This is a genomic window from Nocardia aurantia, from assembly GCF_009604425.1.
Taxonomy (GTDB): domain Bacteria; phylum Actinomycetota; class Actinomycetes; order Mycobacteriales; family Mycobacteriaceae; genus Nocardia; species Nocardia aurantia.
On record NZ_WEGI01000005.1, the window covers coordinates 26,303 to 39,648 of the forward strand.

Annotated in this window: 15 protein-coding genes; 6 read left to right on the forward strand and 9 right to left on the reverse strand. The window is 69.0% G+C overall.

The genetic code is table 11. The features are described 5' to 3' along the window. From NRB56_RS11915 to NRB56_RS11925, 3 genes are read right to left on the reverse strand one after another with little or no spacing between them, the layout of a single operon-like run. Positions 1 to 975, reverse strand: a complete 975-nt coding sequence (locus NRB56_RS11915; protein WP_153341471.1) for a transporter substrate-binding domain-containing protein — start codon at positions 973 to 975, stop codon at positions 1 to 3. A gap of 36 nt (positions 976 to 1,011) precedes the next feature. After that, positions 1,012 to 1,824, reverse strand: coding sequence for an amino acid ABC transporter ATP-binding protein (locus NRB56_RS11920; RefSeq protein WP_153341473.1), 813 nt, complete (start codon positions 1,822 to 1,824; stop codon positions 1,012 to 1,014). Next, complete coding sequence (locus NRB56_RS11925) at positions 1,821 to 2,771, reverse strand: amino acid ABC transporter permease (RefSeq protein WP_153341475.1); 951 nt, start codon at positions 2,769 to 2,771, stop codon at positions 1,821 to 1,823. Before NRB56_RS11925 ends, NRB56_RS11920 begins: the two co-directional genes overlap by 4 nt. 187 nt (positions 2,772 to 2,958) lie before the next feature. Here NRB56_RS11925 and NRB56_RS11930 point away from each other — a divergent pair, with 187 nt between their 5' ends. Beyond that, a complete protein-coding gene (locus tag NRB56_RS11930; protein ID WP_153341477.1) occupies positions 2,959 to 3,822 on the forward strand; it encodes an SDR family oxidoreductase in 864 nt (287 codons plus the stop codon). Between the two features lie 19 nt (positions 3,823 to 3,841). On the opposite strand, the gene NRB56_RS11935 is transcribed toward NRB56_RS11930, so the two are convergent. The 3 genes from NRB56_RS11935 to lppU all read right to left on the reverse strand — a co-directional run bounded on the left by NRB56_RS11935 (position 3,842) and on the right by lppU (position 6,225). Continuing rightward, positions 3,842 to 5,077, reverse strand: coding sequence for an RNA polymerase sigma factor (locus NRB56_RS11935; RefSeq protein ID WP_153341479.1), 1,236 nt, complete (start codon positions 5,075 to 5,077; stop codon positions 3,842 to 3,844). After that, entirely contained in the window at positions 5,074 to 5,418 is a 345-nt protein-coding gene (locus tag NRB56_RS11940) for a YciI family protein (RefSeq protein WP_153341481.1), read from the reverse strand. The genes NRB56_RS11935 and NRB56_RS11940 overlap by 4 nt, the downstream gene beginning before the upstream one ends. A 117-nt stretch (positions 5,419 to 5,535) precedes the next feature. Continuing rightward, entirely contained in the window at positions 5,536 to 6,225 is a 690-nt protein-coding gene (lppU, locus tag NRB56_RS11945; protein WP_153341483.1) for an LppU family putative lipoprotein, read from the reverse strand. Between the two features lie 308 nt (positions 6,226 to 6,533). On the opposite strand from lppU, the gene NRB56_RS11950 reads away from it, so the two are divergent. Both NRB56_RS11950 and NRB56_RS11955 read left to right on the forward strand, forming a co-directional pair. Continuing rightward, positions 6,534 to 7,166 (forward strand): hypothetical protein, encoded by a 633-nt coding sequence (locus NRB56_RS11950; protein ID WP_153341485.1) that lies wholly within the window; start codon positions 6,534 to 6,536, stop codon positions 7,164 to 7,166. Between the two features lie 159 nt (positions 7,167 to 7,325). Then, positions 7,326 to 7,964, forward strand: coding sequence for a hypothetical protein (locus NRB56_RS11955; RefSeq protein ID WP_153341487.1), 639 nt, complete (start codon positions 7,326 to 7,328; stop codon positions 7,962 to 7,964). A gap of 101 nt (positions 7,965 to 8,065) precedes the next feature. On the opposite strand, the gene NRB56_RS11960 is transcribed toward NRB56_RS11955, so the two are convergent. The 3 genes from NRB56_RS11960 to NRB56_RS11970 are packed head-to-tail and all read right to left on the reverse strand — an operon-like array spanning position 8,066 to position 10,408. Then, positions 8,066 to 8,584: a flavin reductase family protein gene (locus NRB56_RS11960; RefSeq protein ID WP_153341489.1), complete on the reverse strand. Its 519-nt coding sequence runs from the start codon at positions 8,582 to 8,584 to the stop codon at positions 8,066 to 8,068. Next, a complete protein-coding gene (locus NRB56_RS11965) occupies positions 8,577 to 9,092 on the reverse strand; it encodes an NADPH-dependent FMN reductase (RefSeq protein ID WP_153341491.1) in 516 nt (171 codons plus the stop codon). Before NRB56_RS11965 ends, NRB56_RS11960 begins: the two co-directional genes overlap by 8 nt. Before the next feature lie 29 nt (positions 9,093 to 9,121). Continuing rightward, positions 9,122 to 10,408, reverse strand: coding sequence for an acyl-CoA dehydrogenase family protein (locus tag NRB56_RS11970; RefSeq protein WP_153341493.1), 1,287 nt, complete (start codon positions 10,406 to 10,408; stop codon positions 9,122 to 9,124). Positions 10,409 to 10,761: 353 nt separating this feature from the next. Between NRB56_RS11970 and NRB56_RS11975 the strand changes: the two genes are divergently transcribed. From NRB56_RS11975 to NRB56_RS11985, 3 genes are read left to right on the forward strand one after another with little or no spacing between them, the layout of a single operon-like run. Beyond that, positions 10,762 to 11,571, forward strand: a complete 810-nt coding sequence (locus NRB56_RS11975; protein WP_406603468.1) for an ABC transporter permease — start codon at positions 10,762 to 10,764, stop codon at positions 11,569 to 11,571. Continuing rightward, on the forward strand, positions 11,544 to 12,347 hold the full coding sequence (locus NRB56_RS11980) for an ABC transporter ATP-binding protein (RefSeq protein WP_153341495.1): 804 nt from the start codon (positions 11,544 to 11,546) through the stop codon (positions 12,345 to 12,347). The genes NRB56_RS11975 and NRB56_RS11980 overlap by 28 nt, the downstream gene beginning before the upstream one ends. Then, on the forward strand, positions 12,344 to 13,342 hold the full coding sequence (locus NRB56_RS11985; protein ID WP_153341497.1) for an ABC transporter substrate-binding protein: 999 nt from the start codon (positions 12,344 to 12,346) through the stop codon (positions 13,340 to 13,342). Before NRB56_RS11980 ends, NRB56_RS11985 begins: the two co-directional genes overlap by 4 nt. Positions 13,343 to 13,346 lie beyond the last annotated feature (4 nt).

Sequence of the window (13,346 nt, forward strand, 5' to 3'; positions counted from 1 at the left end):
TTACGCCGCCTGCTTCGGCAGTCCCGGCGGGTTGATCTCGGAGGCCGGCACGGCCTCGCTCTCCAGGCCCCAGTGCGCCAGCCACTTCCGGTAGATGCCCTGATCGATCAGGTACTGGATGGCGTCGTGCACCGGCTTGATCAGTCCGTTGTCCTTCTTCACCAGGACGGCGATCTTGCCCTGCAAGGTCGTTCCCGCCCCGGAGAAGGTGGCGACCACCTTGGTCTTGCCGGTACTCGAGGCGTGGTACTGCGTCGACGGATTGGGCCCGAGGTAGCCGTCCAGCCGGTTCGAGGTGAGGGCGAGGAAGTAGTCGTTGGGGTTCGCGTAGTACGCGATATCGACCTTCGGCAGGCCCTCGGCCTGGTTCTGCTTGTCCCAGTCGACCAGCAGCTTCTCCTGATTGGTGCCGCTGCTGACCCCGATCCGCTTGCCCGCCAGCGACTTCCGGTCCGCGTACGTCCAGCCGGCGTCCTTCGGGATTTCCAGCGAGACGTTGTCGAGCCGATAGGTGGCGAAGTCGTACTTCTCCTTGCGCTCCTCGGTGACGGTGACGTTCGAGACGAAGGCGTCCACCACGCCGGAGTCGATCGCGACGAAGTTCTGTGCCCAGTCGGCGTTGCGGTGCTCGGTCTTCAGACCGAGGACCTCGGCCACCAGATCGGCGAGATCGATCTCGCCGCCGATGATGGTCTTGTTGTCGGTGGCGTAGAAACCCAGCGGCGGCACCGCGCCGACCTGGCCGGTGATTCGCAGTACGCCGCGGTCGCGGTAGGCCTGCGGCAGTTCCGCGGCGATGGCGTCCACCTTGCCGGCGTGGATCCGGCTCGCCTGCTCCGGGGACAGATCGTAGGTCTGCCCGTTCACCGAATTCGTCTCGTTCGCCTGGGGTTCGGCGCTGCTGCACGCTCCCGTCAGCAACACCGCGGCGGCGAGCACGGTCAGTGCCGGTACATGTCTGCGGGAGAACGGCATGGCGGATACTTCCTTCGTCGAGCGGAACACGAGCACTCAGAGGACGTGCGCGAGAAAGGCTTTGGTGCGCGGATGGCGAGGATTGTCGAAAACCTCAGTGGGCGGGCCTTGTTCGATGATCCGGCCCTCGTCCATCAGCACCACGGTGTCCGCCACCTCGCGGGCGAATCCGACCTCGTGCGTGACGATGACCAGTGTCGCGCCGTCGCGGGCCAGTCCCCGGATCACGTCGAGCACCTCGCCGACCAGCTCCGGATCCAGCGCGGAGGTCGGTTCGTCGAACAGGACCACACCCGGCCGCAGCGCCAGCGCCCGCGCGATCGCCACCCGCTGCTGCTGACCGCCGGACAACCGGCGCGGATACTGTTCGGCCTTGTCCGCCAACCCGACCCGGGCCAGCAGCGCCCGCGCTTCGTCGTGCACCTCGGCGCGCGGTCGCCGCTGCGCCGAGATCGGCGCCAGCGCAACATTTTCCAGCACTGTCAGATGCGGGAACAGATTGAAGTTCTGGAAGACGAACCCGATCCGCGAACGCTGCCGCAGGATCTCGCGTTCGGACAGCTCGTGCAGTTTGTTGCCCTTGCGCCGGTAGCCGACCAGCTCGCCACCCACCCGGACGGTGCCGGCGTCCACCTTCTCCAGATGGTTGACGGTGCGCAACAGGGTGGACTTGCCGGAACCGGACGGGCCGAGGATCACCGTCACCGCGCCGGGCCGTACCGCCAGATCGATCCCGCGCAGCACCTCGTGGTGCCCGAATCTCTTGTGCACACCGCGTAATTCGACGGCATAGCCTTCGGCAGCGATATCGGTGTTCGCGACTCGTTCGGACAGGGCCGTCTCGGTCATTTCCGCTCCCCCGTGATGTCGGCCAGTGTGGCGCGCACCCGCTGCCACGGCGTGGGTGACAGCTCCCGCAGCGCGCCCTTCGCGAAATGCCGTTCGATGTAGTACTGGACGATGCTCAGCACGGTGGTGAGCACGATGTACCAGACCGTCGCCACCATCAGCAGCGGCACCACCCGGCCGCTGCGGCCGTAGATCACCTGGACCTGGTAGAACAGCTCCGCGATCGCCATCACCGAGACGATCGAGGTGCCCTTGAACAGGCTGATCACCTCGTTGGCGGCGTTGGGCAGGATGCCGCGCATGGCCTGCGGGACGATGATCGTGAAGAACTGCCGATGCCACGGCAGCCCCAGGGATTTCGCGGCCTCCAGCTGACCGGCGTCCACCGAGATGACGCCCGCGCGGATGATCTCCGCCGAATACGCGGCCTGATGCAGCGCGAGACCGATCACCGCGGCGCTGAACCCGCTGAGCACCTGGTTGACATCGAAGGTCACGAAGGCGGGCCCGAACGGGACGCCCAGGGACAACCGCTTGTACAGATAGGCGAGGTTGAACCAGAACAGCAACTGCACGATCAGCGGAATCGACCGGAAGGCCCAGACATACGCCCACGCGATCACCTGCAGTACCGGAATCCGCGACAGCCGGGCGATCGCGACCACACCGCCGAGCAGGAAACCCAGCAGCGTGCCCCAGAAGGTGAGCTCGAGGGTGACCTTCAGCGCCGTCAGCACCGAATGCGCCGTGAAGTACAGCCGGAAGGTCGGCCAGTCCCAGCCCGGATTGGTGATCAGGCCGTGGGCGAACTGCGCCACCAGCACCAGCGCCACGGCCGCCACGACCCAGCGCCAGGGATGGCGGGTCCGGGCGACGACCAGGCTGTCGTCATCGGACGGCCCGGCGGTCACCGGTTCGGCCGCGCCGGCCGGTGCCGCGCTACTCATGTTCCTCAAGGTAGGCAGGCCCGGACCCGATGTCTGCACTCCGGATCATCGTGAATTCAACTGTTCGGCAATGCCGCTCGCGTGCCCGCCAATTTGCGTACACTGATGTTCACAAATAGGGTGACCGACGCGTATCCGCTTGTCCGGCGGTGCCCGCCATCGGAGATTTCGACGAGGAGATCCGCCCATGCGCGACCTGACCGATCGTGTCTGCCTGCTCACCGGCGCCGCCGGCGGTATCGGCCGGGCCACCGCCCTCGCCGCCGCCCGCGCCGGGGCTCGGCTGATCCTCACCGATGTCGCCGCGGCCGGTCTCGCGGAGACGGTGACCATCGTCGCGGACGCCGGCGGCGAGGTCCTCGCCGCCCGGGTGCTGGACATCACCGATCACGAGGCCGTCGCCGCCTGGGCCGAGGAGATCCACGCCGAATACGGCTCCGTCGACGTGGTGATGAACATCGCCGGGATCGCGACCTGGGGCACGGTGGAGAATCTCGAACACCGGCACTGGCGTTCGATGGTCGAGGTCAACCTGATGGGGCCGATCCACGTGATCGAGGCCTTCGTCCCGCCGATGGTGCGTGCGGGCCGCGGCGGTCACCTCGTCAACGTCTCGTCGGCGGCGGGCCTGCTGGCGCTGCCCTGGCATGCCGCTTACAGCGCAAGCAAATTCGGGCTGCGCGGGGTGTCGGAGGTGCTGCGTTTCGATCTCGCGCGGCACGGCATCGGGGTGAGCCTGGTGGTGCCCGGCGCGGTCCGCACCCCGCTGGTCCGGAGCGTGCAGATCGTCGGCGTGGACCGCGAAGACCCCCGGATGCAGCGGCTGACCCGGCTCTTCGAGGGTTACGCGGTCCGCCCGGAGCGAGTGGCCGATCGAATCCTCGCCGGGATCCGGCACAATCGGTACCTGGTGCACACCTCCCCGGACATCCGCCTGGCCTACTGGGTGGCCCGGAAGTTCGCGCTCCCCTACGAAGTGACGATGCGACTGGCCAACCGGCGCTTCGACCGATTACTCCCGCCGCTGCCGCAACCCGACCGGACCCGTTGACCGGCAGCGACTTCCGCGCTCACCGGGGCCGGCGATCCAGCTGCCGCCGCCGCTCGCGCAGATGGTCGCGTTCGGCGGGGTTCTCCGTATGTTCCAGTGCCAGTTCGAAAGCCGTGGCGGCCTCGGCCGATCGGCCCAGCCGGTCCAGCAGTTCGCCGCGGACCGCGTGGTAGAGATGGTAGTTCGGCAGGTCCAGCTCGTCGACCAGCGCCAATGCCGCTGCCGGACCGTCGATCTCGGCGACCGCGACGGCCCGGTTCAGCGTCACCACCGGACTCGGCGCCAGCGCCGCGAGATGATCGTAGAGCCGGACGATCTGCGCCCAATCGGTGTCCGCGGTCGTGGCCGCGTCCGCGTGCACCGCGTTGATCGCGGCCTGGATCTGGTACGGGCCGGGCCGGTTGCGCCGCAGGCACTCTCGGACCAGGGACCGGCCCTCGTCGAGCAGGGCGGCGTCCCAGTGCCGCCGATCCTGCCGGGCCAGCGGGATCAGCGAACCGTCCGCGGCGATCCGCGCGCGGCGACGGGCGTCGCTGAGCAGCAGCAGGGCCAGCAGCCCGATCGCCTCCGGCTCGCCGGGCAGCAGTTCGGTGAGCAGGCGGGCCAGCCGGATCGCCTCCGCGCACAGGTCGGCCCTGGTCGCCGCCGGGCCGGTGGACGTGGTGTGGCCCTCCGTGTAGATCAGGTACAACACCGCGAGCACCCCGGGCAGCCGCTGTGGCAATTCCGTCGCGCCGGGCACCCGGTACGGGATGCCCGCCGCCCGGATCTTGCCCTTGGCCCGCGAGAGTCGTTGCGCCATGGCCGTTTCCGAGATCAGGAAGGCGCGCGCCAGCGCCGGGGTGCCGAGTCCGCCGAGCAGCCGCAGGGTGAGCGCGACCCGGGCCGGCATCGCCAGCGCGGGGTGGCAGCAGGTGAAGATCAGGCGCAGCCGGTCGTCCGGCACGTCGTACGGGTCGGCCTCGTCCTCGGCGTGCGTCAGCGCGGCCTGCGCGTATTTGCCGGCCCGCGCCGCCTCCCGGCGCAGCCGGTCGACGGCGCGGCGGCGCGCGGTGGTGATGATCCAGCCCGCCGGGGCCGGGGGCAGCCCTTCGGCCGGCCAGTGCCGCAGCGCCGCGGCGAAGGCGTCCTGCACGGCGTCCTCGGCGATGTCGATATCGCCGAAGACCCGGATCAGGACGGCGACGGCCCGGCCGTACTGCTCGGCGAAGACCGCCTCGATCGCCCGGACATCCACCACCGCGCCGGCGCTCATTCGTCGACGAGCGGCCGCACTTCGATCGGCAGGCCGATCACCGACGCCATCCGGCCCACCCAGACCAGGGCCGCGTCCAGATCCTCGGCCGCGATGATGCTGAATCCGGCCAGATATTCCTTGCTCTCGACGTAGGGCCCATCGGTGATCAGCACCTCACCGCCGGGCCGGGCCTGCACCACCGTCGCGGTGCTCGGCGCGTGCAGCCCGGCCGAGAACACCCAGGCCCCCGCGGCCCGCATCTCGTCGTTGAGCGCCGCGAGGTCGCGCATGATGTCGTCGAGGTTGTCCGGCGGCGGCCCGGCCTCCGGCTGCTGGACGCCGAGAAAGTACTGCTTCATCGTGTGCTCCTTTCCGCGGACCGGCCCGATGCCGGTCTTCGGGATCTACACGAACGGCCGCTCCCGATCTCGACGGTAGTCCGGTGTGCCCCGCGTCACAGTTCGAGCCGGAGCCGGTCAGAGGTGTGCGACACAGACGACGAAGCGACGCTGCGTGTAGACGAACCCGCGATCCCCCGCACCCGCGCAGGCGTTCACATCCGCGGTGCCCTGTTTGATGTCCACCACCTTGACCCGGCTGGACAACGCGGTGACGCAGGGGGCGGGAGCGGGAGCGGCGCCGTTCACGTCCACGCAATGACCGACGACCCACGGGACGTCGAGGCACAGCGTGTCCTGCTCACCGCCGGGCAACGGACGCGGGTAGGTGCGATCGGAATCGGCAGGACAGGAGGCATTCGGCGCCGCCACACCGGCTACCCGGAAATCGGCTCCCGGTGTGCCACACGCGCTTTTCTGAATTGTGCCGTTTTCACCGCCGAATCCCACACAATCGCCTGCCGCGATATCGGCGCCGGGCTTCTTCTCCTCGGCGCCCTTGTGCAGTTCGGCCTCGCTCGTGGCCGCGTCCGCCGCGGTGGCCACGGTCGCGGGCGCCTCGGCGACGGGCCCGGCGGGCACGCTCGGCGGCGGCGCGACGAGATCGGTGGTCGGCGCGGAAGTACCTGTCGCGCTGCGACTTTCGTTGTCCTGATTGCGGTCGCCGGCGGCCCACAACGCGCCGCCGACCAGTACTCCGGTCGCCACCGAGGCGGTGACGACGAAGCCCAGCAGCGCGATCAGGGCCTGGCCACGTCGACGCGACATGTACCTGTCCTCCAGAGCTGTAACGCCTTTGAATAAAGGATCGATTTCCGTTTTAAGAAACCGGAGATGGATTTTCGAATCACAAGATGTCTACCGCAGGCCATACGACCGAGTCGAGACCCGCGCGAATCCGGTCGCTTTTGCGGTATTTGTCGGCATTTCGATAACGAAACGATAACTTCACGATCCGGTACGCAAGAAGAGGTTTGCGAATTTCGCACCGGGGAATGATTTCTCGGTCGATGTACAGTCACCGCCCCGGCCGGGTCACCCGCCGGGGTTCCGCATGCTCGCCACGAGGAATCTGAATGAAGTTCGGCTCGTTCGCCGCGCTCGCGGTCCTGACAGTCACCACCGTCGGGGTCGGCGCGGGAACCGTGAGCGCCGATCCGCTCACCCCCACACCACTCGATCGGCCCGGCGCCACCGCCGCGCAACAGATCTCGGCCGACGGCTCCGATCGGGGCGTGGACTACCACCTGGTCCGCACCGATCTGTCCCGGGAACTCACCACCAGCGTGGCCGGGGGCCGCTTCGCGCTCACCGGCGACCGGGTGACGCTCACCTCCGACACCGGCGACGAGATCGCCTCCGTACCACTGACCTACCGGGTCCGGGGCGCCGCCGTTCATGTCGCACAACAGATCTCCGACGACGGGCACACGCTCGCGCTGGCGCCGAAGGTCGGCGCCACCGAGATCGGCGAGATGCAGCCGATCAGCTCCACCGCGCAGCTGGCGAACGAGGTGAATCAGAACGTCGTCGGGATCGTCGCGGGGGGCGTCCTCGGCGGAATCCTCGGCACCGTGCTCGGGATGGGCTTCTTCAGCCTGCTCACCGGGCCGATCGGGCTGCTCGTCGGTGCGGTCGCCGGTGGTTACGCGATGGGCGGCCAGCCGTTCCTGGACGCGGTGACGGCGGTGCTCACCGGCCAGCCGTGATCGGCTGAGGCGAGCCGGGGTCGGTGTCCCGAGGTGCGTCCGGATCCCGCTGCCGCGCCCGGGAAAGCGCAGATCACATCGTTTTTGGTTGCGCGTGTGTCCGAATCGTGGCTGAATCCGTAGTGGTAATGCTGTAGCTCGGACCGGGGGCAGTCACGGATGATCGGGGATTCGCACCGCTGGGTGTCGACCGCGGAGGACGACATGGTCGAGTTGCAGGATCTCGTCTCGGAGCGCGGGGTGCAGATCGTGCGCCCCGACGAGGAGGAACTCCCCGGGGATGTGATCACCGAGGTCGAGGATCTGGTGTTCCGCTGGGCCAACCTCGACACCCAGGAGGAGGCCGAGGCGGAGCTCGACGAATGGGAGCCGGTCGACGTCCTGCTCGCGATGAGCTGGATGTGCGCACTCTGGGCCGTGGTCTGCGAGACGCGGCTCGGCAAGCCCGCCGACGCGATCGTCCAGGATCTGGACTACCGCGGCGGCTGGCGCCGGTTGCGCACCGCCGAGGAGGAGCGACTGTGGGAGGGTCTCACCGAGCGGATGCGGCTCGGCGCGATGGCCGCGCTCACCGAGGATCCGCGGGCGGTGGCCGCCTATCGCGAGGCCTACAGCGAACCGGCCGACATCGCCGCAATCCTGGTGCGGCACACCCTGATCCACCTCGACGCGCTCAGCCAGGACATGGAACGCCACGAGATCCTGGCCCAGGGCCTGGCCGGCGGCGTGATCGAGCACACCCGGCCCGGCACCGGGCCGCGCCGGCGGCTGTGCTTCCGGCCGTCCCATCCCTTGTGAGCCGGGCCGGAATCGGCCGGGCGCAGTGGGTTTCGCGAACCGGGTCCGGCTGCGCGGGTTTCGCCGGCCGCCGCTGTGACCCGGCGGCCGCGAAGCGGCGGCTAACCGGTGGCCTGCAACGGCGCATCGGCGTGCAGCCGCCGGAACCGGCTGCCGTGGAACACCAGCGGATCGACATCGGCGCGGGTGGCCAGGCGGTGGATGCGCAACAGCACCACGTGATGGTCCCCGGCGGGCACCTGGGTTTCGATGGTGCCCTCGATCCAGGCCGGGGCGCCGTGCACGAAGACCGAATCGCCGGTGCCGCGATGTAGTTCGAGGCCGGCGAAGCGATCGCCGTTCTTCGCGCTCAGCGAGCGCGCGGCGGCGGCCTGTTCGGTGCCGAGCAGACTCAGGCCGAGGTTGCCGGCCCGCGACAGCCGCGGCCAGGTGCTCGAACTGTTCTGCACGCAGAACGAGACGAGCGGCGGATCCAGCGAGACCGGCACGAAGGTGCTCACCGCCAGACCGACCGGTGTGCCGTCGATATCGGCGCAGACGGCCACCACACCGCTCGGGAAGGCCGCGAACGCGTGCCGCAGGCCGACCCCGTCGGCGGGAATCTCGTTCAGCTCAGACATGATTCACGCTCTCCGTGCTTCGGGACAGCGCACGCACCACCGGACCCCAGCGGTCTGCGTACGCGTCGATGACGCCGTCCTCGGCGAAGGTCTTGTCGGACAGATAGAGTCCCGGCGCGGGTGTGGTGGCGCCGAGTTCCACCAGCACCGGCTTGAGCAGCAGGTCCGGCGCCAGCGCGTGCACCGGGCCGGCGCCGAGCATGACCGGCACGGCCACCACCGAGGCCAGTCCGGTACCGCCGTCGAACTGCTCCAGGAACAGCTTCAGCAGTCCGGTGTAGGTCGCCTTGAAGGTCGGGCTGGCGAACACCACCAGCTTCGAATCCGCCACCGCGCGAACGGCTTCGGCGACATTCGGATCGCCCCAGCCGAGCAGGGCGGGGCCGAGCTCGACCAGGTCGAGCACCGCCGGCTCCACGTCCGGGCGCAGTCCGCGCGCCACCAGGCCGGCCGCGGTGCGCGTGCGGGAGGCGGGCTTCGGATTGCCCACCACCACCGTCACTGTCATCGTCGTGTCCTCTCGCTCGGTCGAATTCGTCAGATGACCCCGTGCAACGGTGGCGGGGTGCCGTGCAGTACGGCCCGGCCCAGATGCTGGTACTTCCACCGCACCGGGTCGTGCAGGGTATGGGTACGGGCGTTGCGCCAGAAGTGACCGAGGTTGAGATCGGCTGCGGCGCTGCGGGTCCCGCTCACCTCGAACAGTGCCGAGGACACCTCGTTGGCGGCCCGGTCCGCGGTGATCTTCGCGGTCGCGACCGCCAGCGAGGCGGCGGCCACCACGTCGGCACCGGCCGCGGCGTCCATCACGTCGGCACCGGTGGCGGCGTCCACCACATCGGCGCTGGTGGCGGCATCCACCACATGGGCACCGGTGGCGGCGTCCACCGCGAGGCCCGCGGCGACCAGGGTGGCCTCGGCGGTCGCGACGGACACCGCCAATTCGCCGAAGCGCTGGATGACCAGCGGGTCGTCGATGGCGTGCTCCACCCGCGCCTCGAACCAGGGCCGGCTGCGGGTGCGGACGAATTCCACTGCGGCCGAGAGCGCCCCGCGCGCGATGCCGGCGTCGATCGCGGCGTGCAGCAACTGCGCGAACGCGCCGTATCCGGTCGGTGCGCGGACCGCGGCGGAGCGCTCGATCAACTGATCACGTTTCACGATCACCGCGTCGAAGGCGACCGTGCCGCTGCCGGTGGTGCGCTGCCCGAGCACGTCCCAGTCGTCGACGATCCGCACCCCGGGTGCGTCGGCGGGCAGATAGGCGATGTACTCGCCCGGCTCCAGCCCGCCGCGGCCCGCCGGATCATCGAACCGGACCAGCACCGCCAGCAGATCGGCGAACAGCGAACCGGTGCAGTAGTACTTGACGCCGTCGATGCGGAACCGGTCGTCGCCCTCGGGCCGCAGCGTGGTCGCCACCTCGGCGACGGTGGCGCCGCCACGCTCGGACTGGGCGTTCGCGATCCGGGCGCCCGCCAGCAGCCGCGAGAAGTAGTACTCCCGTTGCGCCTCCGAGCCGGCCAGCCGCACCAGGTTCACATAGACGAAGTGACTGTGCGGAATCTGCGCGATGTTCGGGTCGGCGACCGCGAGCAGCCTTGTCACCTCGGCCAATTCGCTCGGCGGCAGGTCGGCCCCGCCGTAACCGGCGGGCACGGTGATCGCCAGCAGCCCGGACGCGGCGAGCCGCTCGATCTCCGCGGCCGGTAGCCGGCGCTCCCGATCCCGCAGCGCGGCCTCCACCGCGAACTCGTCCGCCAGCGCGGCGGCGGTCGCACGGGCCTGGGCGGCGGAGGTGATGCGCTCGGCGGTCACGGTCATCGGTCCCACATCCCGGGCCGACATCGGCGTGCAGAACTCATCACTACTCCCGTGGTGCCGGTGGTCACGCTCGGCCGCCGGACGCGGCAACCGAGCAGCCGGCGCGCCTTCCACTACAGCACGTCGCGCTGACGCCGACGAGTATTCGAATCGGCGGGATCTCATCACCACGCCCGGCGCGGCATTCCGTACTCGTTCCGGGCTCGATCCACGCGGCCACGGTGACGAACCGGGAGGGTTCCAACCACGCAGATTTCAATCGGTGACGGCCTGGACATCCACTGCCAGCATCGATTAAGGATGCCGACCGCTCGGCTCCGTCCACCCTCTTCGCAGAGTACGAGGTTCTCACGGTGTCCACTCTCGCGCTGCGGTCGGCGCCGTCGAGGCCACGATCGCGTCCGTCCCCCGGGTCCTGGGTACGGCTGATCAGTCCGGTGGTGATCATCGTGCTGTGGCAGGTGCTCAGCTCCACCGGGGCGCTGCCCCCCAAACTCCTGGCCTCACCGTCCACGGTGGTGACCACCGCGATCGACCTGATCCGCGACGGTACGCTGCCGCACGCGATCACCGTCTCCCTGCAGCGGGCACTGATCGGCTTCGTCATCGGCGCGGTGATCGGTGTCGCACTCGCGGTGGTGGCCGGGCTGAGCCTGTTCGGCGAATTCCTGGTCGACCCACCGATGCAGATGCTGCGCACGCTGCCGTTCTACGGACTGATCCCGCTGCTGATCCTGTGGTTCGGTATCGGGGAGCTGCCCAAGATCGTCCTGGTCGCGTTCGGTACGGCTATTCCGTTGTACCTCAACACCTTCGCGGGAATCCGCAGTGTGGACGGCAAACTCGCCGAAGTGGCCCGGGTGCAGCAGTTGTCGAGCGCCGGATTGATCGGGCACATCGTGCTGCCCGGCGCGCTGCCACAGGCACTGGTCGGGCTGCGGCAGTCGCTCGGTGTCGCCTGGCTGGCGCTGATCGTCGCCGAACAGGTGAATGCCGATGCGGGCGTGGGCTTCATGATCAACGACGCCCGCGAATTCCTGCGCACCGACATCATCGTCGTCGGCCTGCTCGTCTACAGCCTGCTCGGACTGTTCACGGACGCGATCGTCCGGCTGATCGAAAGGAAGGCACTGGTATGGCGACGCGGTTTGCTGGGGAATTGAAGGCGCACAACGATATCGGCACCGCGGATGCCGCGCCCGATCCGGTCGTGGCGCGAATCGACAAGCTCACCAAGGCGTTCGGTGACCGCACCGTCCTCGACGGTATCGATCTGCGCATCGAGCGCGGTGAATTCGTGGCGCTGCTCGGGCGCAGTGGCAGCGGCAAGTCGACCCTGCTGCGCGCCCTGGCCGGGCTGGACCACGAGCACGGCGGCGAACTGACCGTCGGCGGCGACGTGGCCGTCGCCTTCCAGGAACCGCGACTGGTGCCGTGGAAACGGGTGCGCGCCAACCTGACTCTGGGTCTGCGCGGCCGCGATCCGAAGGCCGCCGCCGACGCGGCACTGGCCGAGGTGGGCCTGACCGAGCGCGCCGGCGCCTGGCCGCTGACGCTGTCCGGCGGCGAGGCCCAGCGGGCCTCGCTGGCCCGCGCCCTGGTGCGCGATCCGGACCTGCTGCTGCTGGACGAGCCGTTCAGCGCGCTGGATGCCTTGACCCGCATCACGATTCACGCCCTGGTGCTGGAACTCTGGGCCAGGCATCGGCCCGGCGTCCTGCTGGTCACCCACGACGTCGACGAGGCGTTGCTGCTGGCCGACCGCGCCCTGGTGCTGGCCGACGGGCGGCTCGCCCGGGAGATCCGCATCGACCTGCCCCGCCCGCGCCGGCGCGACCATCCGCGCTTCACCGCGCTGCGCGACGAACTGCTGAGCGAACTCGGCGTCGCCACCGAGGAATCCGCTGTCCGAGAAGAACCCGAAGAAGGAAACACATGATCACGCGACGCTTGTTCGCCGTCCTGGCCCTGACCGCCATCGTGGCGACCGGCTGCTCCTCGAACGATTCGAAGGACGCCGCGGTCGGATCGGACGGCACCGTCGACCTCACGAAGGTGACGCTGAACCTGGGCGACCAGAAGGGGACCGGCCTGCAGGCCCTGCTGGAGGCTGCCGGCGAGTTGAAGAACACCCCGTACAAGATCTCCTGGTCGCAGTACACCTCCGGACCGCCGATGCTGGAGGCGATCAATTCCGGCGCAGTCGATTTCGGTGGCGTGGGCAATGCTCCGCCGGTCTTCGCGGCAGCGGCGAATTCCGATATCAAGATCGTCACCGCGTATCAGGCCGGCAAGCACGGCCAGGCGATCGTGGTGCCGAAGGATTCGCCGATCCACGCTCCGGCCGACCTGCGCGGCAAGAAGATCGCCGTCGCCAAGGGCAGTTCGGCGCACCACCACCTGCTCTCCGTTCTGACCAAGAACGGACTGTCGTTCACCGACGTCCAGGCGCAGTATCTGCAACCCGCCGACGCGCTGGCGGCACTGTCCACCGGCAAGGTGGATGCCTGGGCCATCTGGGACCCGTACACCGCGCAGGCCGAACAGCAGACCGGCGCGCGCATCGTGGTGGACGGCGACGGCTATGTCGCCGGCGACTCCTTCTATGTCGCCGGCACCAAGACGCTGGGCGACAAGGGTAGGACGGCCGCGCTGCGCGATCTGATCCAGCGCATCTCCCGGGCACACACCTGGGCCAACTCGAACACCGCGCCGTGGGCGCAGGTCTTCTCGCAGACCTCGGGCCTGTCGCTGGATGTCTCCACGGTGGCCGTCAAACGCCTGACATTCCAGGATCATCCGATCGACGACGTCACCATCGCGGCGGAACAACAAGTGGCCGATGCCTTCTCCGACGCGTCGCTGATCCCGCACAAGGTGAAGATCTCCGACTACATCGACACCCGCTTCAACGATCTGTTCCCGAAATCCTGAAAGG